General features: G+C 37.0%; 22 protein-coding genes, 1 pseudogene and 1 riboswitch. Of the genes and pseudogenes, 10 read left to right on the forward strand and 13 right to left on the reverse strand.

Features of this window, described 5'->3' with window-relative positions; all coding sequences use genetic code 11:
* Window positions 1–91: 91 nt before the first annotated feature.
* Window positions 92–391 carry a CD3324 family protein gene (locus tag PI85_RS08050; RefSeq protein ID WP_036126580.1) on the reverse strand — a complete coding sequence of 100 codons (300 nt, stop codon included), beginning with the start codon at window positions 389–391 and terminating at the stop codon, window positions 92–94.
* Between the two features lie 272 nt (window positions 392–663).
* On the opposite strand from PI85_RS08050, the gene PI85_RS08055 reads away from it, so the two are divergent.
* The 4 genes and pseudogenes from PI85_RS08055 to PI85_RS08065 all read left to right on the forward strand — a co-directional run bounded on the left by PI85_RS08055 (window position 664) and on the right by PI85_RS08065 (window position 2,296).
* Entirely contained in the window at window positions 664–888 is a 225-nt protein-coding gene (locus PI85_RS08055) for a hypothetical protein (protein WP_036126581.1), read from the forward strand.
* A gap of 145 nt (window positions 889–1,033) precedes the next feature.
* Window positions 1,034–1,138, forward strand: a pseudogene (locus tag PI85_RS25210) (YjcZ family sporulation protein); the annotation flags it as partial.
* A 310-nt stretch (window positions 1,139–1,448) separates the two neighbouring features.
* Complete coding sequence (locus tag PI85_RS08060; protein ID WP_036126583.1) at window positions 1,449–1,727, forward strand: hypothetical protein; 279 nt, start codon at window positions 1,449–1,451, stop codon at window positions 1,725–1,727.
* A gap of 92 nt (window positions 1,728–1,819) precedes the next feature.
* On the forward strand, window positions 1,820–2,296 hold the full coding sequence (locus PI85_RS08065; protein WP_036126585.1) for a GNAT family N-acetyltransferase: 477 nt from the start codon (window positions 1,820–1,822) through the stop codon (window positions 2,294–2,296).
* 103 nt (window positions 2,297–2,399) lie between these two features.
* On the opposite strand, the gene PI85_RS08070 is transcribed toward PI85_RS08065, so the two are convergent.
* The gene (locus tag PI85_RS08070; protein WP_036126587.1) at window positions 2,400–2,741 is read right to left on the reverse strand and encodes a YolD-like family protein; all 342 of its coding nucleotides are present in this window, start codon (window positions 2,739–2,741) and stop codon (window positions 2,400–2,402) included.
* A 252-nt stretch (window positions 2,742–2,993) separates the two neighbouring features.
* Here PI85_RS08070 and PI85_RS08075 point away from each other — a divergent pair, with 252 nt between their 5' ends.
* Together PI85_RS08075 and PI85_RS08080 are read left to right on the forward strand one after the other, a co-directional pair.
* Complete coding sequence (locus PI85_RS08075) at window positions 2,994–3,710, forward strand: cupin domain-containing protein (RefSeq protein ID WP_042737451.1); 717 nt, start codon at window positions 2,994–2,996, stop codon at window positions 3,708–3,710.
* Window positions 3,711–3,817: 107 nt separating this feature from the next.
* Window positions 3,818–4,294, forward strand: coding sequence for a DUF3231 family protein (locus tag PI85_RS08080; RefSeq protein ID WP_036126589.1), 477 nt, complete (start codon window positions 3,818–3,820; stop codon window positions 4,292–4,294).
* Window positions 4,295–4,448: 154 nt separating this feature from the next.
* Here the strand turns inward: PI85_RS08080 and PI85_RS08085 are convergent, their stop codons facing one another.
* The 3 genes from PI85_RS08085 to PI85_RS08095 all read right to left on the reverse strand — a co-directional run bounded on the left by PI85_RS08085 (window position 4,449) and on the right by PI85_RS08095 (window position 8,873).
* Window positions 4,449–7,055 carry a cation-translocating P-type ATPase gene (locus tag PI85_RS08085; RefSeq protein ID WP_036126590.1) on the reverse strand — a complete coding sequence of 869 codons (2,607 nt, stop codon included), beginning with the start codon at window positions 7,053–7,055 and terminating at the stop codon, window positions 4,449–4,451.
* 249 nt (window positions 7,056–7,304) lie between these two features.
* Window positions 7,305–7,592 carry a hypothetical protein gene (locus PI85_RS08090; RefSeq protein WP_036126591.1) on the reverse strand — a complete coding sequence of 96 codons (288 nt, stop codon included), beginning with the start codon at window positions 7,590–7,592 and terminating at the stop codon, window positions 7,305–7,307.
* Window positions 7,593–7,679: 87 nt separating this feature from the next.
* Window positions 7,680–8,873 carry an MFS transporter gene (locus tag PI85_RS08095; RefSeq protein ID WP_036126592.1) on the reverse strand — a complete coding sequence of 398 codons (1,194 nt, stop codon included), beginning with the start codon at window positions 8,871–8,873 and terminating at the stop codon, window positions 7,680–7,682.
* Window positions 8,874–9,078: 205 nt separating this feature from the next.
* Window positions 9,079–9,178, reverse strand: a riboswitch (purine riboswitch).
* Window positions 9,179–9,339: 161 nt separating this feature from the next.
* On the opposite strand from PI85_RS08095, the gene PI85_RS08100 reads away from it, so the two are divergent.
* Complete coding sequence (locus tag PI85_RS08100; protein WP_036126594.1) at window positions 9,340–9,612, forward strand: hypothetical protein; 273 nt, start codon at window positions 9,340–9,342, stop codon at window positions 9,610–9,612.
* Here PI85_RS08100 and lepB read toward each other — a convergent pair.
* The 3 genes from lepB to PI85_RS08115 all read right to left on the reverse strand — a co-directional run bounded on the left by lepB (window position 9,584) and on the right by PI85_RS08115 (window position 11,690).
* On the reverse strand, window positions 9,584–10,144 hold the full coding sequence (lepB, locus tag PI85_RS08105) for a signal peptidase I (protein ID WP_036126595.1): 561 nt from the start codon (window positions 10,142–10,144) through the stop codon (window positions 9,584–9,586). The genes PI85_RS08100 and lepB overlap by 29 nt on opposite strands.
* Before the next feature lie 151 nt (window positions 10,145–10,295).
* Entirely contained in the window at window positions 10,296–10,406 is a 111-nt protein-coding gene (locus PI85_RS08110) for a hypothetical protein (protein ID WP_008178501.1), read from the reverse strand.
* A gap of 345 nt (window positions 10,407–10,751) precedes the next feature.
* Window positions 10,752–11,690, reverse strand: coding sequence for an LCP family protein (locus PI85_RS08115; protein WP_036126598.1), 939 nt, complete (start codon window positions 11,688–11,690; stop codon window positions 10,752–10,754).
* A 302-nt stretch (window positions 11,691–11,992) separates the two neighbouring features.
* Here PI85_RS08115 and PI85_RS08120 point away from each other — a divergent pair, with 302 nt between their 5' ends.
* A complete protein-coding gene (locus PI85_RS08120) occupies window positions 11,993–13,081 on the forward strand; it encodes a Xaa-Pro peptidase family protein (protein WP_036126600.1) in 1,089 nt (362 codons plus the stop codon).
* 14 nt (window positions 13,082–13,095) lie between these two features.
* Window positions 13,096–14,310: an aminotransferase class V-fold PLP-dependent enzyme gene (locus tag PI85_RS08125; RefSeq protein WP_036126603.1), complete on the forward strand. Its 1,215-nt coding sequence runs from the start codon at window positions 13,096–13,098 to the stop codon at window positions 14,308–14,310.
* Window positions 14,311–14,333: 23 nt separating this feature from the next.
* Here the strand turns inward: PI85_RS08125 and PI85_RS08130 are convergent, their stop codons facing one another.
* The 3 genes from PI85_RS08130 to PI85_RS08140 form a co-directional block, all read right to left on the reverse strand.
* Window positions 14,334–15,107 carry an IclR family transcriptional regulator gene (locus PI85_RS08130; protein WP_036126606.1) on the reverse strand — a complete coding sequence of 258 codons (774 nt, stop codon included), beginning with the start codon at window positions 15,105–15,107 and terminating at the stop codon, window positions 14,334–14,336.
* A 326-nt stretch (window positions 15,108–15,433) separates the two neighbouring features.
* Window positions 15,434–15,868, reverse strand: a complete 435-nt coding sequence (locus PI85_RS08135) for a MarR family winged helix-turn-helix transcriptional regulator (protein ID WP_025117349.1) — start codon at window positions 15,866–15,868, stop codon at window positions 15,434–15,436.
* Window positions 15,869–15,893: 25 nt separating this feature from the next.
* Window positions 15,894–16,649 carry an SDR family NAD(P)-dependent oxidoreductase gene (locus PI85_RS08140; protein WP_036126607.1) on the reverse strand — a complete coding sequence of 252 codons (756 nt, stop codon included), beginning with the start codon at window positions 16,647–16,649 and terminating at the stop codon, window positions 15,894–15,896.
* 216 nt (window positions 16,650–16,865) lie between these two features.
* Here PI85_RS08140 and PI85_RS08145 point away from each other — a divergent pair, with 216 nt between their 5' ends.
* Complete coding sequence (locus tag PI85_RS08145; RefSeq protein ID WP_008178511.1) at window positions 16,866–17,234, forward strand: hypothetical protein; 369 nt, start codon at window positions 16,866–16,868, stop codon at window positions 17,232–17,234.
* Window positions 17,235–17,465: 231 nt separating this feature from the next.
* On the opposite strand, the gene PI85_RS08150 is transcribed toward PI85_RS08145, so the two are convergent.
* Complete coding sequence (locus tag PI85_RS08150) at window positions 17,466–19,199, reverse strand: ABC transporter ATP-binding protein (RefSeq protein WP_036126610.1); 1,734 nt, start codon at window positions 19,197–19,199, stop codon at window positions 17,466–17,468.
* Window positions 19,196–20,938: an ABC transporter ATP-binding protein gene (locus PI85_RS08155; protein WP_008178515.1), complete on the reverse strand. Its 1,743-nt coding sequence runs from the start codon at window positions 20,936–20,938 to the stop codon at window positions 19,196–19,198. Before PI85_RS08155 ends, PI85_RS08150 begins: the two co-directional genes overlap by 4 nt.
* Window positions 20,939–21,562 lie beyond the last annotated feature (624 nt).

The following is a 21,562-nucleotide window of genomic DNA, read 5'->3' on the forward strand; positions in this document are numbered from 1 at the left end:
TGGTAATTCTTGTTATACCTGTAATATAGCTGATTATTAACTTTGATCAAACCTCAATATTCCTTCATAAAAGAAAATAAGCCATCGCGATTTAAAACCGCAATGACTGTTGATTTGCTGCTTTTCTTTTTTCATTTAAAATGATTCTCTGGATGCTCTTTAGTGATAAATAATACTTTTCAGCTAACGTTTCTCTAACCATTCCAGATAAAAAATCATGATAAATATTGGCATTTCTCAAATCCAATTCAGCTTTTATAGTGGTACGAGATCCCCAGCTCATTTTATGTTGTTCTTTCCGTGGGATATAAATATATTCTCCATCAATATATTCTTGAATGGCCGCTAACAACTCTTCAGGTAAAATATGCTTTGCTTTTTTATAGCTCATGTTGCACTCCTAAATGTGTAGATTTTTTTAGGAAAAGCAACGGCTATGTTCAATATTTTTATTGCCATAGCTATTGCTATGCAAACATCATATATTTCCTCACGCAATCATCACCCTTTCAAAACACCCTTTTATATCCACATTATAGCATATAAACCAATATATGAATGACGTAATTGATAGTCCACTTTTAAAGTGATTCCACCTTAGGCATTCCCCTATACACCTTTGACCATTACATTCATATAATTATATTGAAGGGAGTGGCAATAGTGCCTTGGCAACATAAAATTTACTATTTAATCGGGCAACCGGTCGGTGTTTCGTTGACGAATGGGCAAGGAACATCTGGTGTTCTTTGTGGCGTTTCAGGTGGGAAGCTTCTTGTTCTCGAATATTTGTATCAAAGCCAATTTGCTTTAAAGCAGTATGATTTTCATATGATTCAAGATGTTAATGGTTTTCCACCTTGTCAAATGCAGCAGCCGTTATATTAAAAACATCCGTGTAGGATGTTTTTTTGATGGCACCATTTAATAATAGTCACTTGGATGATGATCGCTCCTCCATTTGAATCTTATACATACAATTGATATGGAGAGATGGAGTATCCTTTGTGGGATACTGTGGAAATGTAGGTAATTTCATTGTGGCGGAAATGATGGCAGTGGTAACAGCTCAACTTTCGTGCTCATCGTTGTTCTATTCATTCTTCTCATGATTGTTGGTGCAAGCTTCATTTGCTAATGGTCATATGAAGGCTTTAGCTTCTGTTTATTTTTAATGATGAAAAAGCTTAAAGCCTTTTTTATTCCCCCTTCCCCAATTCTAACCTGTTATGAGATAATAAAATATATTTCTTACACCATAGAAGATAGATAACTATCTCCAAATGATAACTTAACATAATAATAGTATTGTAAAGTTCTTTCTACTTTACATGACACTCCTTTATTGGTTCTAGGGGTCACTTTCATCCAAGTGGCCTCTTTTTGCATCCTTTTACTCTATTATAGAATTTCTAGAACTATCGTTTTAGTAGAGAGGAGGAAAACAAATGGGCATTAATTTAAATTTTTGGTCCTTTATTTTATCTTTAGGTTGCATCCTATTATTTTTTCTGTCCGGTTCCTTAAAAGACTTTTTTGTCACCTATGTCCACCTTCACCCATTGACACTAACATTGCTATTGTCAATCGTATGCTTCTACCTATGTGTTGTCGGAATGAAAGATGTCAGGAATTTAGCGACCTTGCTGAGGGGTATTGTGACAATGGCTTTAACACTGATTCTAATTGTGAGTATTTCTTTTATTTTATTTTTTGGTAATTTATAAAGCAAAAGAACGCCAGCTTGCCTGATTATTAAACAAGCCTTCTTGACGAACGTTTGTTCTGCATATACAATAATAAAAAAGGAGGCTTGTTTATGCAAGACACAATTAACATTGAATTAGTACATTTTTCAGAAGACTATGCAGACCAGTTAAATGAGTTTGAACTGCCCGTAGAACAGCACCAATTTACTGCCTTACCAAAAGAGATTACTATCGAAAAAGTGGGACAGTACCCTATTGTGATTTTAAGTAATAAAATACCTGTTGGTTTTTTCGTACTTCATACAACTGAAAGAGTACAGGAATACTCTAGCAATCCACAGGCGATGTTACTTACCGCTTTATCTATGGATCATAAACAGCAAGGTAAGGGTTATGCAAAAAAAGCAATGCTTTTACTGGCTGACTTTGTCAAGCATGAATTTAAAGAATTTAACGAAGTAGTGTTAGTGGTAAATCACAAAAACATTGCTGCGCAGAATTTGTATCTCAATGTAGGTTTTGAAGATAATGGTGAAAGACGAATGGGACCAATTGGTGAGCAAATAGTGATGCAATTGCACCTTTAAGGAGACAGTCACTCATTTTCGATGTTCAAATGAGTGACTTTGTCATCCGCTGTCATTCGTACCCTTCATTATTAGGCACTAAATTCACCCTCTCGATTTTGCATTAAATACCACTATTGCCATCCACCTCAATATAGCCAGCATAAATATACTTCATTGCAATATGTTTCGTTGTTGTAATCGTTTCTAGCAATAGTTCCATCTCATTCATCTCTTTAATAATGCCACCATATTGCACAAAATTAGCCTCTTCCCAAATAGTTAACATAATATAGTTACGTCCTGTTAATGCACGTGTGATGGTTTGCTGTAATTCCTCCAGTTCCCATTCTGCACGTTCCCGTGGTGGTTCTGTCAGTACCTCTTGCTTCCACTTTTTCAAAAGCAGTAAATGCTCTGGAAGCATCATCGATGTCCATTTCATAGCTCCTCGATCTTTCATCATCTTGTCTCACCCTTTCAGCTTAGTTATGGGGGACGTTTGCGAGAAAATTTCAACATTGACAGTCATGTCTGCTTTGCTAAGACTTCCACGCCGTCCCCAAAACAAAACATATGTTCTATTTTATTATACGCACATATGTTCTTTAATAGGAGTGGTAATTTAATACAATTCCTCTAGTCCAAGCTTGCTAAGAGTTCTAAACGAACGCTAGGCATTTGTATAAGTCTATAAACATTTCAATCATAATCTGTGATGATGATGAATATCACAATTTTAGTGAGAAAGGATGTAAGTATTAACACAAATGTCGATTATACATCGCCTTCTGCAGAGTTCAAATTTGATGTCAACAAAAGTACGCTTTTTAAAAAAGATGCACGAAATTACATTAATATCCTTGGCGTAGAACAATTAAATACATTAGAAAATACATCTTTACTGGATATTTTTTTAAGTAAAGACAATGTCATTGAGCCACACTATCACCAAAATGCAGCTGAGCTTGTCTATTGTATTTCTGGTGCAGCAACGGTTTCCCTATTAAATCCCTTTACAAAAAAACTTCAAAACTACCCGATTAAGCCTGGGCAAGTAGCCAATATCCCACAAGGCTGGTGGCATTATGAGATTGCCACAGAAGATAACACCCATTTACTTGCTATCTTTGACGCTCCAACACCAGAGGTAATTTTAGGCTCCGATATATTGAAATTTACACCTGCCAATATTATGGCGCATACCTATTGTTTAGATGAGGAACAATGGAAGAAAACCATTGCACCGATTGTTCCATCTACTTATATTGGGCCACCAAAAGGCTGTAATCGAGTGGAATCGGCAACCGATAATTCTTCATGCAAGCACAAGAAGCCATCCATGAAACCATGTCCATACCCAACCCCATACCCATATCCATATCCATACCATTACCCTTCCCCAAATATGTATCCGTATGGCACCTATTATTAAAATGCCACTTGTATTAAACTTTTATTGTAAAAGATGAATAGAATGTCATAAACTGTTCCATCCTAATCTTAGATAAATACTAGGAGTTAGGAAGTGTCACAATAACGATGATAAATGACAAACTAGCATCATTACAATTTAAGGAGATGTTTAGGCTTTGGTCGCAGCTCGGTGTCAATCAAAGCTATATTGCTTCAAGCCATGCCTTTTTTAACCATACCCGAGATAAAAAATTAAAGATTATGATTTTGGAATTCATTCAATGTTTAAAAGAGGAAAATAAACAGCTGACATTATTATTAAAGGAAAATGGGGTTCTTGCCCCCACTGCAACTATGGCCTACAGTAAAATGAAAATGACGGATATACGTGGAAAATCCATCATTAATGATAGTGAAATTAGTGCCATTTTATCTATGAATATTGCTTCCTCATTACTTGCTGTAAGCCAAGCATTGGAACTGTCAGTAAAGAAAAAGCATCTTGCCAAATATGGGGAACTCCATATTCGCTATGCTATACTTGGGTCTAAATTGATTGAACTGAGTAAAATTAAAGGCTGGCTTCTAGCACCAGCCCAATAAAAATGGTTGGCTGAACGATCTAATCGTTTATTACATTGCACATTATTAAATCTACTTTTAATAGTGTGTTTTTTGTACATTTTAAGCTTACTATTAAACAATAGCAAAACCACCTACTCGTTATATGTAGGTGGTTTTAACATTCAATTCTCTTCTATCGACTTCTTACAAACAGGAGCTTATACCATTGATTTACGAGGAACGGTAACACGGATAGACTATAAATAAAGCCTAATTGGGCAATTGTTAATGGAGCCACTTCAAAAACCGTTGTTAGCATTGGCATAAACAATACAATGTGCAAGCTTAGGACACCGATTAAAAATGCAATCCATGCATATTTATTCGAAAAGACACCAATCGTAAAGATCGATTGTTTAGCTCTGGAATTAAAGCCATGCACTAATCTTGATAAACAAAGTGTTGTAAACGCCATTGTACTTGCCGTTAATGTATCGCCAGTTGATAATCCAATTTGAAAAGCAATGATGGTAGAGATGGCAATTAAAATTCCTTCTAGCACCACCTGTGTCGTAAACGATTTATTTAATAGAGGCGTATGAACATTTCTAGGCTTGTCCTTCATCGTTTTCTTATTATTCGGCTCTAATCCGATTGCGATTGCTGGAAGACTATCTGTTAATAGGTTGATGAATAATAGATGGACGGGTGCAAAAGGAACAGGTAAGCCGAGTACTGTGGCATATAGCACTACAAATATAGCACCCGCATTTCCTGATAATAAGAACAAAATGGCATTTTTAATATTTGTATAGATGCTACGACCATTGGCGATCGCTTTAACAATCGTAGAAAAATTATCATCTGTTAAAATCATTGACGAGGCATCTTTTGCGACCTCCGTCCCAGTCACTCCCATTGCCACCCCGATATCTGCTTGTTTCAGTGCTGGCCCATCATTGACGCCATCCCCCGTCATCGCGACAACATGACCCTTATCCTGCCACGCTTTGACGATACGAATCTTTTGAGCAGGTGTAACACGCGCATACACAGAATAATCATCTACTTTTTCCTGTAGCTCTTGATCTGTGAATTTTTCGAGAGCATGTCCTTCAATGGCTTCTTCTGGATTTTTTAAAATCCCAATTTGTTGGGCAATCGCTGTAGCCGTAATTTTATGGTCACCCGTAATCATAACTGGCTTAATGCCTGCCTTAATACAATTTTCTACAGCTTCTTTGGACTCTTTTCTTGGTGGGTCCATCATAGCCACTAAGCCAACAAATATTAAATCTCTTTCTACTCTTGTATCAATTGTTTGCTGCGGTAAAACATCTTTGTAGGCAATGGCTATCACCCGTAAACCATTCCTCGAAAAATCATGATTGACCGCTTCGATTTTTTGGCGATGCTGAGCTGTCATTTCAAAAATGCCTGTTGCCGTTTTTATTCTAGTCACTTTAGGCAAGAGAACATCCAATGCCCCTTTAGTAATCATAACAGGCTGTTTATCTATTTTATTTACAGTACTCATAAGCTTTCGTGCCGAATCAAATGGAATTTCAGCTAGTCTTGGATATTGCTCGCGAATCATCAATTCATCTAAGCCATAATGCTTTCCTAATTTCACAAGCGCTATTTCTGTCGGATCACCAATTTCCTTGTGATCACGCTCGACAGCATCACTACATAAAAGTGCCTTTACCATCAGTTCTTTTTCCACTAAATTTGTTGGGTTTAGCCAATCATGAGGAATTTTTTTCTGATCAACAAAAACTTCCTGTACAACCATTTTATTTTCTGTTAAAGTACCCGTTTTATCAGAACAAATTACAGATACACTTCCTAAGCTTTCTACCGCATAAAGCTTACGGATAATGGCATTTTCCTTCGCCATCTTTTGTGTACCAAATGCTAAGACGATTGTAACGATGGAACTCAAAGCCTCAGGAATAGCTGCGACAGCTAGAGATACCGCAAACATAAAGGATTCTACTAATGCTCGTCCACGAATCAGATCAATTGTAAAAATGGCTAAGCAAATGATTGTAATACCTAATGCTAATTTTTCACCAAATTGATCCAGGCTAATTTGTAAAGGTGTTTTCTTTTCCTTAGCCGTATCGAGTAAATTAGCAATTTTCCCGATTTCAGTCTGCATCCCGATAGCTGTAACCATTACAATGCCTCGTCCATTGGTCACGAAGCTACCTGAATACACCATATTTTTCTTATCGGCAATCGTAACATTGTTTTTTCGAATAGGGTCAGTACTTTTGGCAACGGCAATTGATTCTCCGGTAAGAGAACTTTCATTGATATGCAAATTATGACTTTCCAATAGTCTGCCATCTGCATTGATGTAATCGCCAGCCTCTAGCATTAGAAGATCCCCCACCACAATTTCCTCAGAGGGAATTTCCATAAGCTGATTATTACGCATTACTTTGGCAATCGGCGAGGTTAGCGCCTTCAGATTGTCTAAAGATTGTTCAGCTTTAACATGCTGCACCGTGCCTAAAATAGCATTTAGAAAAACAACAATCATGATGACAATTGTACTTTCTACCTCTCCAAGTAGAAAGGAAACGAAGGCAGCGACCAATAAAATAATGACTAATAAATCTTTGAATTGGCCCATAAAAACAGCCCATGTACTAGTCTTTTTACCTTCCTCTAATACGTTATAGCCATAGACTTCTTGCCTCTTTTGAACATCCCCATCGGTCAAGCCTTCTGTGGTGACGTTCAATATCTTCATGACTTCAGTAGACGATTGTTGATGATATTCAGTCATAGGGTTCTCCTTCCATTCACAAGATTTAAAGGTCACATACTATTTTCTGGAAAATAATAGGCACCATAAAATCTCAAACTTCATCAGTCTGTGTGAAATTCATTAACTACAACAATCTATTCCATAGTTAACTAGAGTATGATAATAAACTAGTGAGAAATTAATTTTTATAGAGAAAGCTCAAATAGATTCACTTAGACAAAAAAAAGCACTGGGAATGGCTTACTTTCCCAATGCTTATAAAAGCAGTTATGATTGTATGGGTCTCTCTTTATGGGCCACTAATAAGTAATCCAAGGCACTCATGCGCGTAAGCTTGTGCGTGAACTTAATGGCATCTGCATGAGAGGCAAATGTAAAGTGTTCGAGTTCGTCTGTTGGTATAAAATGATCGACTGTTTTCCGAGTCAATTTTCGTACAGATAATGTGTGTGAATCCTCTTCATATAATATGATAGCACCTACATTTCTATAAAAAGTTTGATCAATCGTCGCAATGACTTTGGCATTTTGAAAATCGGTTAAATCTACTTGCATCTATTACCAACCTCCTCTATCCTTACATTCGCTATCAGGCTGCTATTATCCTGCTATAGCAGGATTACTTTTGGATAATTTCACCATTTATGATGAATGATGCTGCGCTGATGAGTAATCCGCAGAATGCTCATGTGAGACAGGCGCTCTTTTAATGGAGAAGATAGCACATCCTAAAGCACAGAGAACTAATAGAGTTCCGAAACTTGCTAAATGCATGACAGATCCAGTAAAGGCAAATACGGCACCACCCAGCGCTGAGCCGATGGAAATCCCGATTTGAAGCGCAGCGGTATTTAAGCTTTGCTGTATATCGGATGATTGAGGATCTGCTTCAATTAAATAATTTTGTAATGGCGGTGTTAAAGCCCAGCTCAATGCTCCCCATAAAACGGTAAACAGTAAAAAGACCGGTAAGGCAATGACTGTATAAGGGATACAAAACAAGACAAGCGCAAATGTAGAGACGATTAAAATAAGGGCTTTATTTGTCCCGATTTTATCGCTCACCCAACCACCTACAGCATTACCACTGACAGAGGCAATACCAAATATTAAATAACAAATACTAATCCATGAAGCATTCATATCAAAGGCTTCTACTAAAAAGGGTGTTAAATATGCGTAGAGCATATAATGACCTGCTAGCATAAACAAAGTCGTTAATTGTGCTGTAAGGATTTTTAAATTCGCCAATGATTTCATTTGCTTCTTCAGTGGTACGACTTCCCCGATTGGCATTTTGTCTAATAACAAAGCTATTAAAACCATTGAGATTGTTGAAAGAATACTAATGCCTAAAAATACGGCTCTCCAACCGAAAGCTTCCGTAATAAAAATTCCCATTGGCACACCGATAACAAGTGCAGAACTTACGCCCATAAAAACAAGCCCCAATGCTTTCGCACGGTGTCTAGGCTCTACTATTCTCGTTGTAATCGTTAATGATAGAACGATGACTAATGCTGTACTCATCGCTGTAAAAATTCGGGCAATTAGGACAACGGTGAACGTTGTACTAAAGAAGGTCATTAAATTACCTAATGTAAAAATAAATAAGGATATAAGGAATAAGCGTTTTCGTTCTACCTTAGCTGTCAAAGATAGTAGAACAGGCGCTGAAATCGCATAAACAAGTGCAAAAATAGTGATTAATTGCCCTGCTGTTGCTAAAGAAACATTCAAATCCTTTGCAATATTTGGTAGGATTCCACCTACGATTAATTCAACTAAACCTACTGCAAAGGTAGTCACCGCAAGAATATAAACTCTCCAATTCATTGAAATCTCCCCTTCGTTACATTTTCACTTTTATAGGAGATTTTTCATCAGCCATGATATCCCTGTCCAGATTTTGTAGAAGAACTTGCCACATTAGCTCTACTGCAAAATCTGTAACATATGTTTGAGGCTACATGAGCTTGATTCAGCAGACATTTCTATATCAACATCATGGGCTGCATCAAAATAAAAAAATCCTGACTACAAAAATGAAACAAAGTTTTGTAGTCAGGATTTTATGGTTCCTGGTAGAGACCCTCAATCCATATTATTGAGGTTATACAGTTCAAATATTTACTTTAGCTATAGTAGCACATGAAAAATTTATTGACAATACCTTTTTTTCATAGAGTTCATTTCATAAAAATTTCGTTTACTCGAGAGAAAAATTTCGATTTTTTGCTTATATTTTGATGAATTCGACCATACATAATAACATACAATAACTATTTTACGAGGTGATTGTTTGCGAATAGTAGGATTTGTATGCTATTTTTTATTACTATTTTATGGTGTTGAATTAGTAGCCGAAGAACTCACAATCGAAGAACCAGCTCTCAGTTCTCCCATAAGAAGTAATCAAACCCCTATTAAAGAAACCGTTGAAAATTCAATGATTTGTGTTTATTATCCCTCTTATAAATTATGTAAAGATGTACCATCCAATAAAGAGAAAGAGGCCACTATTAAAGTAGCCTCTTCATCATTTCTTATTTTGAGCCAACGTGAAAATGCTTAAATGGATAGACGATTAATTTCGACTCGCCATAAACAGCATCCTCTGAAATTAAACCATAATGACGACTATCACTACTTTTTAGGCGATTGTCTCCTAGCACAAAATACATGCCCTTTGGCACCTCTTTTTCATTCACTAATTGCTCTAATGTAAAGTTTTCAGTAATGCGTAATTGGTTAGGATCATCTGTTTCACGATTGACGTAATCTTCTTTGTAGGCTTTGCCATTCACATACAATACATCATCTTTCATTTCCACCTTATCACCTGGTACACCAATGACACGTTTAATATATAGTTCATCTTCTACAGGTGATTGAAAAACAATTTGATCGAAACGTTCGATTTTACTTGTTTTACTTACAATTATCACATCTTTATCATGGTAGGTCGGGTACATCGATGCCCCCTGTACTTTAATAGGCGCAAATAAAAATTGCTTACAGCCAAACACGACAATTGCTGTAATGACAATAATTTTGATGTAGGATAATAGTTCTTTTTTAAAGCTTGTTGTTTTTTCCTCTTGCATGTTCATTCCCCGATACTGTTTTTTTAATAGTATAACATTTTCTATACTTCATTGACGAATGAATCACACAAATTGTTTCATTCGCCATAAAAAATAGACAAGGCTATTATGTAGCATTGTCTAGAAATATCTGATTTAGTTTATTTGCCAATTAAGAATGGTTAGATTGTGGAGCAACCTGTTGCTGCTCGTTCAATAAATCTACTGCTAATACGATACCCACTGGTAATGCAATTGCTAATAAAATTGTGCCTATAATCATCACAATCACTCCTTTGAACCATTTCTAATGTCAGTATACAACGAATTTTCAGATATTTCAAGAAATATAGAAAAATGATTCATGTCAAAAAAAATCATTCAACTAGGCATGCACCCTACATGAATGATTTTTTATGCACTACATAAATAATTTTAAACATAATATTTGTAGGCCTCTAATTGTGGATCGGACTGGATTTCTTCGCATTTTGCGTTTAGGTACATAGCTTTGCATGCAATGATTAAGAGCTGTATACCTAAGGACCTGGGTCCTCCCATTCATTCATCTCCCTCCCTTCATGGCCAAAAATTTTACATATATATTATACGTATTGTAAGCAAAAGCTTACTTGCTTTGTAAATGGTTTTTTAGATCGGCTTGTATTTTTTGAAGCTCTTCCTCGTTCGGAATGTAATACCAAATGCGGTTAATCCTTTCACCATCACCTTGTTCAAATGATAATTGCTCAATACCCTTATCCATTTTCTTATAAATACCTTGAAGCTGAATAAGCTCTTTTACTGAGAAATTCATGCGAACATTATCGCCTAAAACCGTCAGCATATCTGTTGCCTTTAATAATGTAGACGGAGTTGAGGCCTTTTTCATAACCGCTTCAATAATTTGTCGTTGTCGAATTTGACGTCCAAAATCTCCTCGTGGATCTTCATAACGAATACGGGAAAAAATAAGTGCTTCATTACCATCTAATGTGATTTCTCCTTTTGGGTAATGATATTCGTCATAGGTTAACTCCATATCATTGTTAATTGTCACGCCACCAAGCGTATCGATAATTTGTAAAAAGCCCTCCATATTAATAAACACATAGTAATCAATCGGTATATTTAGAAAGTTTTCTACCGTATCTACAGCCATTGGAACGCCACCAAAAGCATAGGCATGATTAATTTTATCAACGGTATCATGACCGACAATTTCTGTACGAGTATCACGGGGAATACTAAGCATTTTCATTGTTTGCTTTTCTGGATTCACAGTAATCACAATCATCGTATCAGAACGTCCACTATCATCTTTTCGTTCATCTACGCCGAGCATCAGAACCGAGAAAGGTTCTTTTTTAATCACTGTTTTTTCTTCTAGCTGTGCTGCATCTGTTGTTTGTAAAAGTGGTGTATTAATTTTGTTCATTGTTTTTTGGATGGTAAAGTAGGCAGTTCCTATAAAAATTAAAAAAATAGTTAGTAGGCTACCAACGATCCACAGCCATAATTTTTTCTTGCTCTTTTTCTCTTTAGAGCGTTTCATGTTTTTTTCCATACGTTAGTCCTCTCTTGCTTAACAATTTTGCCCCTCTTTTTGACGTATTAAGTTGGAAAAAAGTTTATCTAGTCTACTTATATGCATATTAGACGAAAAAAAGACGTACACTAGTATTTACTTTATTTACCCCAAACTATTCCCACATTTGTTATTTCATTCCCTTTTCTATTGTATGTTTCTCCGCTTTAATAAATTGAAAATTCATTATTGTTGATTTATACTATTTTTAAGATACAACGTCTCTATATTAGAAACGTTTTACCAACTTATTATTGCTTACCTTTAGGAGGAATCGCCCTATGTTTCAAACAAGAAGAGAGAAGTTAGTTTCCCGTATGCAGCAGCAGCACGTGGATATAGCTATTTTGGTACCAGGGCCAAATATGCGATATTTTACTGGTCTTCATCTAAAGCAAAGTGAACGGCTAACATTTGCTGTTATAACGGCTACTAATGATTTATATTTTCTTTTGCCACAAGTAGAACTCAATAAAGTTGATCTTAGCAATGGTGGCGTTATTTTATCCTATTCCGATGAGGAAGGGCCTACACAGGTGATTCAGCGACTAAAAAAGGAAATGGGAACATTGCAGACCATTGGTGTAGAATTTGACACTATGCGTGTCCATGAACAGCAATCGATTGACATGTTTACATATGTAAACTTATCTGATATTGGCGAGTCCATTCGCGAATTACGCATGAAAAAAGATCAACAAGAACTAGCCTACATGCGGCAGGCTGTACAAATTGTGGAGGAAAGTCTTGCGGCTATTTTACCGACGATTCAAGTGGGTGTGACAGAAATGGAAGTAGCAGCTCAATTGGAATATGAAATGAGACGTCGTGGCTCAGAAGGAACACCTTTTGGCACTATTGTTGCTTCCGGTTATCGTGGTGCACTCCCACATGGCAGAGCAAGCACAAAAAAAATAAAAGCAGGCGAATTCATTGTCATTGATTTTGGTGCTATTTATAAGGGCTATGTGGCTGATATGACTAGAACAGTAGCTTTAGGAGATGTATCTCCAACGTTACAAAACATTTATAACCTTGTTAAACAAGCCAATGAAGCAGCAATAGAAGCAATTAAGCCAGGTATGACTGCCCAAAGCCTAGATAGCATTGCAAGAGAAATTATTCGGGATGGTGGTTATGGTGACTATTTCACACATCGACTTGGTCATGGCATTGGTTTGAGCGCTCACGAAGAACCTTACTTAATGCAACGTAACTCACTTGTGTTAGAAGAAGGCATGACATTTACTGTGGAGCCCGGGATTTATATACAGGATGTTGCCGGGGTTCGGATCGAAGATAATCTCATAGTTACGAACAATGGTTACGAGAATTTAATGACCTTTTCAAAAGAACTAATCATTTTATAAGGCTGGTGAATGCAATGATAGACATGATGACCATTCAAAAGGATAAGCCCCTGTTAGAGCAATATATATATTTGAATACAGCTGCCGCTTCGGCCATGCCTCAGCCTGTAGTGAATGTGATGACAAGCTATCTTCAAAAACAGGCGAGTATCGGCCCTTATTTACCTTCTTTTCGTAAAGAAACGTATGAACAGGTAGAGCAAATTCGGGAAAAAACGGCTTTATTTATCGGTGCCAAAAAAGAGGAAATTGCCTTTGTGCCAAATGGGTCAATGGCTATTAATTATATTTCAGGTGGCATAGATTGGCAATCAGATGATGAGGTGATCGTACTTGATACAGAAATGTTAAGTAATTATGTACCTTGGCTTGCCCTTCAGCAACGAGGAGTTCACTTAAAAGTTTTGAAAACGAATGCGGACTATATGGTGGACTTACAAGAGCTTGAACAGCTCATAACGCCTCGCACAAGATTAATAGCCTTTGCCCATATGTCAAACGCAGCAGGTGCCCTTCAGCCAGCAAGGGAAATCTGTCGGCTTGCCCAACAAAACAACGTGCTAACGTTCGTGAATGCCAATCAAACAGTCGGTTTACTCCCTATCCATGTGGCAGAGCTAGGCTGTGATTTTTTAGTTGCTAGTGGGCGAAAATGGCTACGTGGTCCAGAAGGCTCTGGTCTTTTATATGTACGACAAGCCTTGATTCCAACTATTACCCCTATCATGATCGGCTGGGGTAGCACGAACTGGGATTATGAAAACAACGAGTACTCATTCGTAGAAACAGCTAAACGTTTTGAGCCAGGCTGTCCTGTCATTCCAAGTATATTAGGGTTAGGGGCGGCCATCGATTACGCAAATGCGATTGGTATGCAGCCAATATATGAGCGTGTTCAACAGCTGACGAAGTATTTAATCGAGCAGCTTAAAATGATTCCAGGCATTGTCCTCTATGGCCCACAAAATAGCGAATATCGATTACCGGTTACACCGTTTAATATTGAGGGACTTGCTCCAGATGATGTCACTAATTTTTTAGCGGATCAAGGCATTATTATAGAAGCTGGTACTTTTATGGCTAATACTATCATGGAGCGCAATCATATTCGTAAAATGGCTCGCTTTTCACCTCATTATTTTAATACATTCGAAGAAATCGATAGCGCGGTATCCAGCATCAAGGAATTTATTGAGCTAACCAAAACAAAGGCCCCAGATAGTCATTAACTATCTCGGGCTTTTTTCCATCCTTATTCTTGGTACAATTTAAAGCTATACTGATCGAAATATCGTTGAATATTCATCGCGCCGTACTGAAGAACATTAATCATTTCAGGTAGCTTCTCCTCTGTTGGTTTACGATATATCGGACCCGCAATGGTTAGAGAAGCAATCACTTCTTTTTTGCTATTAAAAAGAGGGACCCCTACCCCAAATACCGAGTGAGAATATTCTCCCGTAGTAAAGCACCAGCCTTGCTGTTGGATTTTCTCTAAATCAGCTAACATTTGATCAGGGTCTGTAATCGTTTCTGGGGTTACTTTTTTCATGCCATGGTCCATAATCTCTCTTTTCTTCTCCTCTGGAAGAAAAGCCATGATTGTTTTACATGATGCCCCGATATGTAATGGGGTGCGTGTACCAATCGACACAGAAAACTTAATAGTTTGAGAACTCTCTGCAATCTCTACTGTCACGCCATCTGTGCCATCTAGCCATGTTAGAAATACGGATTCCTTAATGGCTTCAGCCAGATTTTTCATAATCGGTAACACAAAATCAGAAAGGTTTAATTTATCTTTTACCATCTGACCGTACTCTAGAAAACGAAGCCCAAGTTCATACTTCTTTGTCTCAGGGTGTTGAATTAGAAAGCCCTGATTTTCAAATGTAGCTAAAATCCTATAAATAATAGAATGGCTAATGTTCATTTCTTTCGCTAATTCTCGAACACCCCATGTAGGATTTTCTTTATTAAAATATTTTAGAACCTCTAATGAGTTATCTAATGTTTTTAATGTCATCTTACACCTCATATGTCTCTATAATAGAACCGTAATTGTATTATAAAATGAAGGCGGACAATTTTCAATAAATTCAACTATTTTACAATTTGGGACACATATTTTTACTGTAAAGATTCAACAACATTTAGTAGATGATCAGATGTACCTCTAGCTCGCTTACGTTCAATCCTGTTTATTGTATTTGACTAGTCTTGAGGTTATTCTTTCATTCCTTCTAGTTAGCTAATCAACAAATACCCAATATAAAATCAACCCACCTCTAAAAAATTGATCGAGGTGAGTTGATTTGGATAGGTCATCTTCTTACAAAAAATAAATTTTAGCTATTCATTTTTATTTTGAATGCCCTGTACTAGTTTCTCTTGAATCTGTAAATATTGGGCAATTTCTGTATCATCTAATACTTCAAAAAGTTGTACAAAGACTTCTTTCCCTATAGATTGAGCCTTTGATAGGGCTACTTTTCCCTCATCAGTAATGTCCAGACGAATGGTACGGCGATCAGATGGATCATACAGTCTTTCAGCTAATCCAAGTTTGACTAATTTTTCAGCAATGCTTGTCATTGCTCCTTTTGTATAGCCAATGGTTTCAGCTAATTCTGCCTGTTTTTGAGGGCCTTTAACATGTAGCTCATTTAATACTAAAATTGGTGAAATTCCTAATGGATAAGGAAACGCTTTTGTAAAACGTATAATATTGGCGTTATTCACCTGTTCAATCATATGAATCAGTTTAAAAATACTTGTCTGTTTCAAAAAAATCCTCCTCAAACGCCTAGCATTAATGAAGCATTAATGAACCACCGTCTACCATAATCGTTTGACCTGTAATGTATTGCGAATCGTCGGAAGCTAAGAAGACAGCTACTCGTCCGATATCCTGCTCAATATTACCAAAACGACCTAGTGGAATTTTACTTCTCACTGCTTCATAATACTCTGGCTGTGCTTTTGCCCATGCTTGTACACCTGGTGAATCTGCAAGTGGGCTAATGATATTGACGTTAATACCAAATCTGCCCCATTCATTTGCAGCAACACGAGAAATGCCTCGGATTGCTTCCTTAGCTGCAGCATAGGCTGCCTGTGTTTCGTGGCCTTGGATACCTGCTCCAGATGCAAAGTTAATAATATTGCCTTGTGTTTCTTTTAAATGTGGTAATGCAGCCTGCATTAAATAAAAAGTCGGATAGAAACCTGTTCCAAATGATAAGTCAAGATCCGCTTGTGTTGTTTCTGCTATTGTAACTTGTTTCGCAGCATGAGCGTTATTAACTAGCACATCTAGTTTACCGTATTTTTCTACAACTGTATCGATAATTTTTGGTAATTGATCTCGGTCCATTAAATTCGCTTGCAAGAACATAGACTTTGGAGAAATTTGTTGTAAATCTTTCTCCATGGCTTCGCCTGCTTCTGCATTTAAGTCAACAATCGTGACAATGGCTCCTTCCTTTGCCATTGCTTTAGCCATACCACTACCAATACCACCTGCACCTCCAGTAATAATGACTACTTTGTTATCTAATTTACCCATTCATACACATCTCCTTCTAATCTATTTAAAAACAGTTTAACATTAAACTATTTATTTTTAAACTATTTTGCAACCATCACTACGTTCATACTATTTCTATTAGAAAAAAACAACAAAAGACATATATTTTCAAATGCATACAAGCATCATTTTTATTTGACACGAATATACTGTAGCAGCTAGCTAAATTCACTTTCAGGAAAGGAGTTGTTGAAAATGGGTGCTAAATGGATAAAGCTCTCTGTCTTCTATTTATTGATTGTTTTTGCTTTTGGACTGTTTATGCATTATACTGTTCAACTTCAATGGAAAGCGACACATGCTCATATTGGTGTGGTAGGTTGGCTGACTACTGGATTCATTGGTTTAATTTATTCAACTTATAAAGATGCTGCGGAAACAGGTCTCGCTAAAGCACAGTTCTGGCTTTACAATATTGGTCTACCATTCCTATTAGTTGGAATGATGATGGTCTATCTAGATGTGCCACGGTGGTTATTTGAGCTATTTGTTTCAGGTGGTGGCATTGCTGTAGCCCTTTCCGTACTGTTATTCTTTGTCAATGTCTTTAAATATGTGAAATAAATAATATGCCCTAATGTAATAGAAGTGAGATTAGACTATAGATCAACTCTAAAATTTTTGAGTTGCCTATAGTCTTTTTTCTTTTTCATGACAATCAAGAGCAGTAAAACTCGTGAAGAAAACTACCATTCACCTCAGGAGTGTCCTGAAAGAAAATGACAAAAACCATCGAGAGTTTACTTCTCGATGGCTCTTGTCTACGGTCTGACCCGTAAGATTTTATTATCTAGATTATTGTAAGGAATTGGCTTGCATTTGATACATTTTTTCATAAATCCCACCAAGCTCAAGCAATTCATCATGTGTGCCATTCTCGACAATTTCACCTCGATCTAACACTAGGATTCGATCTGCGTTTTTAATCGTAGAAAGTCGATGGGCAATAATAAACGTTGTTCGTCCTTTTTTCAGGACATCCATGGCATGCTGAATAATTTCCTCTGTTTCTGTATCAATATTGGATGTTGCCTCATCCAATATTAAAATGGCTGGATCGAAGGCAAGAGCTCTTGCAAAGGAAATAAGCTGACGTTGTCCTGAAGATAATGTACTTCCCTTCTCGATTACAGGCTCATCATAACCATTCGGTAAATTCGCTAAAACACGTTCTCCTCCAACAGCATTTAAGGAATCCTTAATCTTTTCTGGAGAAATATTTGGGTTATTTAAGCTCACATTGGAGGCAATGGTTCCCGTAAATAAATACGGGTCTTGAAGCACAATTCCCATATGCTCCCGCATTGTTTGACGAGGAACAGATGTAATATCAACACCATCAATGGTTATTTTCCCTTTTGATGGATCATAAAAGCGGAATAGTAAGTTCATAATCGAACTTTTCCCTGAGCCTGTATGACCAACTAAGGCGATGGTTTCACCTTGATGGGCCTCGAATGAAAGGTTCTTAAGTACGTATTCATTGTCCTTATAGGCAAATGAAACATCCTCGAAAAGCACATTGCCCTTATATCTTGGTAAACTTTTTTCTGATACAGGCTCACCATCTGTATCTAGCACCTCAAACACACGTTTCCCAGCAATAAGAGAACGTTCAAGCTGAGAAAATTGGTTCACGATATTCGTAATAGGATTAAATAGCTTTGTTAAATAATCGACAAACGCATATAATGTACCCGCTGAAATCACTTCAGTGGCTGTATAGGATTGTGTACCAAAATAGACAATAAAGACTGTAAACATAATCATCCTTAACGTATTCACAAGGTTAAAGGATGTGGCTGAATCAAGAACTAAAAGCTTTCGCTCGTAAGCGTAATGCTCATTATTCATATCATCAAATTCCTTCGTCATTTGTTGCTCACGTCGGAATGCTTGAATAATGGTCATCCCTTGAATAGATTCATTAATCATGGCATTAATATCGGCAATTTTCGTACGGATCACATCATTATATTTGGAAGCAAATTTTCGATACAAAATCATCCATAAATACACAATAGGAATCATCGTTAAAGCAAGCATTGCCATTTTCCAATTTAAAATAAAGAGTGCTATATAAACTCCAAAGATGGATATAAAGCTCGTCACAAAATTGGAGAGTACCTGTACATATAAATTCCGAACCGCCTCTGTATCATTTGTAACACGCGCAACAATTTTGCCCGCTGGTAAATTATCAAAGTACTGGATCGGTAATGTTTGAATATGTTCAAACACATCTTTACGTAATTTTTGAACAACCCGATTCGCACCAATTTGTAAGTAAATATACATAAAATAGCGTAATATCGCTGTAGCAATAGCTAATAGTAAATAAACAATTAATAACCACGTAATCGGTTTGATTTCAATATGACCAATCGTCATGTAATTATCAATAATATGTTTAGCAATAAATGGCCCAACAAGCTCCGTAAAAACGGCGATTGTTAAGAAGAATAAGCCTAAAAAAATAGGCTTTTTAAAATACATTGCATAGCGCATTAAACGTTGACTCGTACTCATGAGGCACCTCCTTCTAGCTGCTGACGGTCAAATTGCTCCTTGTACCATCCTTGTCGTGAAAGAAGTTCCTCATGTGTTCCTTGCTCAACAACTTGCCCATCATCCAACACGATAATAATATCAGCATGTTGAATACCTGATAATCGGTGCGTAGTAATAATCGTTGTTTTCCCATCACGCTCTCGCTGAATATTTTCAATAATTCTAGCTTCTGTCTTTGCGTCAACAGCTGACAGTGAATCATCTAGCATTAATATTTCAGGATCTTTAATTAATGCGCGAGCAATGGACACACGTTGCTTTTGACCGCCCGAAAGAGATACACCCTTTTCACCTACAAGCGTTTCAAGACCCATTGATAGATTTTCTAAATCCTTTTCAAAATACGCCGCACGTATCGCCTGCTGCAATTCTGCCTGAGTCGCATCTTCTTTCCCGAATAATATATTTTCACGAATAGTCCGTGAGAATAACACATGGTCTTGTGGTACATAGCCAATCCAATCTAGAATCTGCTCCTTCGTTTGAGCCGTAATGTCAATACCGTCAATGGAAAGCTGTCCCTGACCGATTGGATATTCACGTAATAATTGACGGAGGAAGGTTGTTTTCCCCGCGCCTGTCTTTCCAACAATGCCAAGTGTTTGACCTTTTTTCAATGACAATGAAACTTGTTGTAGATTTTTCACTTGGCTCATTGGATATTGGAATGTTAAATCATCAAAGCCAATCGCTTTAGGTGTCGCAATCATTTGGGGATTCGGAATATTTTGAACATCCGCCTCATAGTTTAACGTTTCCTGTACACGATCGAGTGATGCATTCCCTTGTTGCATGACATTGATCAGCTCTCCAATGGCAAATATTGGCCAAACCGCTAATCCTAAATAAACATTAAAGGTAACAAGTTGCCCTACTGTCATGGCCTCCGTTGCCACTAAATGAGCACCATATCCGAGCGCAACAACATAGCTGATTCCTGTGCCCACTTTAGTAATCGGGCCAAATAAAGCGTTAATTTTAGCCGTATGAATATTTTTCTCATAAACGATTTCACTCATATCCGCAAAATTAGCCTCATCCTTTTTTTCCTGCACATAGGCACGGACTACTCGCACACCTGCGACTGATTCAAGAACACTGTCATTTAATTCCCCAAAAGAATCCTGAGCCTTCATATAACGTTCATGAACAATCTTTCCTAAATATTGAATGAGGATGGCCATAATAGGAACGGGTAGCATAGCAAAGAGTGTTAGCTTCCAAGAAATCATATAGCCCATTGCAAAAATGATAAAACCCATATAAATCGTTGAGTCAATCAACGTCATAATCCCAAATCCCGCAGTCGTAGAAACGGCATTTAAGTCATTTGTTGCCCGAGCCATTAAGTCCCCTGTGCGATTTTTTTCATAAAAGGTTGGAGTCATTCGTAAAAAATGCTGCATCAAATTACGACGTAAAATTTTCTCCAGGTTAATAGCCCCTTCAAATAGTCGGAATTGCCACACAAAATTCAGCAGATAACCCCCAATAATAATCCCGACAAAAATAAACACATACTTTGTTAAAATAGCTGGCGTCATTTCCCCTGCAGTCAATATATCAATAATCGAGCCCAGTAAATACGGAGGGACAACCTCTAACCCACTGGCAATCATCAATAGCACAATCGCGACTGTATATTGTTTCCAATACCGCTTGAAGAACCAGCCTAATTTACTTAAAACATCAAACATACATGATAACCTTCTTTCTTCCGTGCTGTTGTAGCATGGCTACCCACTTTCTAGAAATTCCTTTTTGAAAATCATTCGTCGTACAGTGTTTCGCATAAACATACACTCCTTTTTTTGGTTTTCACTATAACCTTTTTAGGCACCAAAAAAGACACATACCCCTCCAAAGAGCATGTGTCTCTTATAAAAGGCAGGATCAAATCCATACCTTTATGTGCAATCTTAAATAAGCGTTAGGCATGGACAATGTATGTAGCTGTGATTGAATATGATACTGATGAAATTAACATTGTCATGCCCTCCTTTGGTTTATTTGTTATAGTGTTCTTGAAGATTATCACACTATAGAAATAATTGTCAACTATTCCCCAGTTATTTTTATCATTTTCAGGGAAATAGTTAGCGCTTTAAAGCACTAAAATACAATTTTATACCAAAGACCCAAAAGGAAAGCATGTTCGTCATTTATTGCTTTTAACATTACATTATTTTTTGATAGCTTACATTAACCTAAAGACTGAAATGAACTGGCAGTGAGAAAAATTTTACTACGCGCTCAGCAGTCTTTTGAGAAAGTAGCATGCCTCTTTTTCTTTCTAGATGTCTATATATCATCATTATTAT

It is taken from the genome of Lysinibacillus sp. A1 (assembly GCF_000801965.1).
Lineage (GTDB): Bacteria > Bacillota > Bacilli > Bacillales_A > Planococcaceae > Lysinibacillus > Lysinibacillus fusiformis.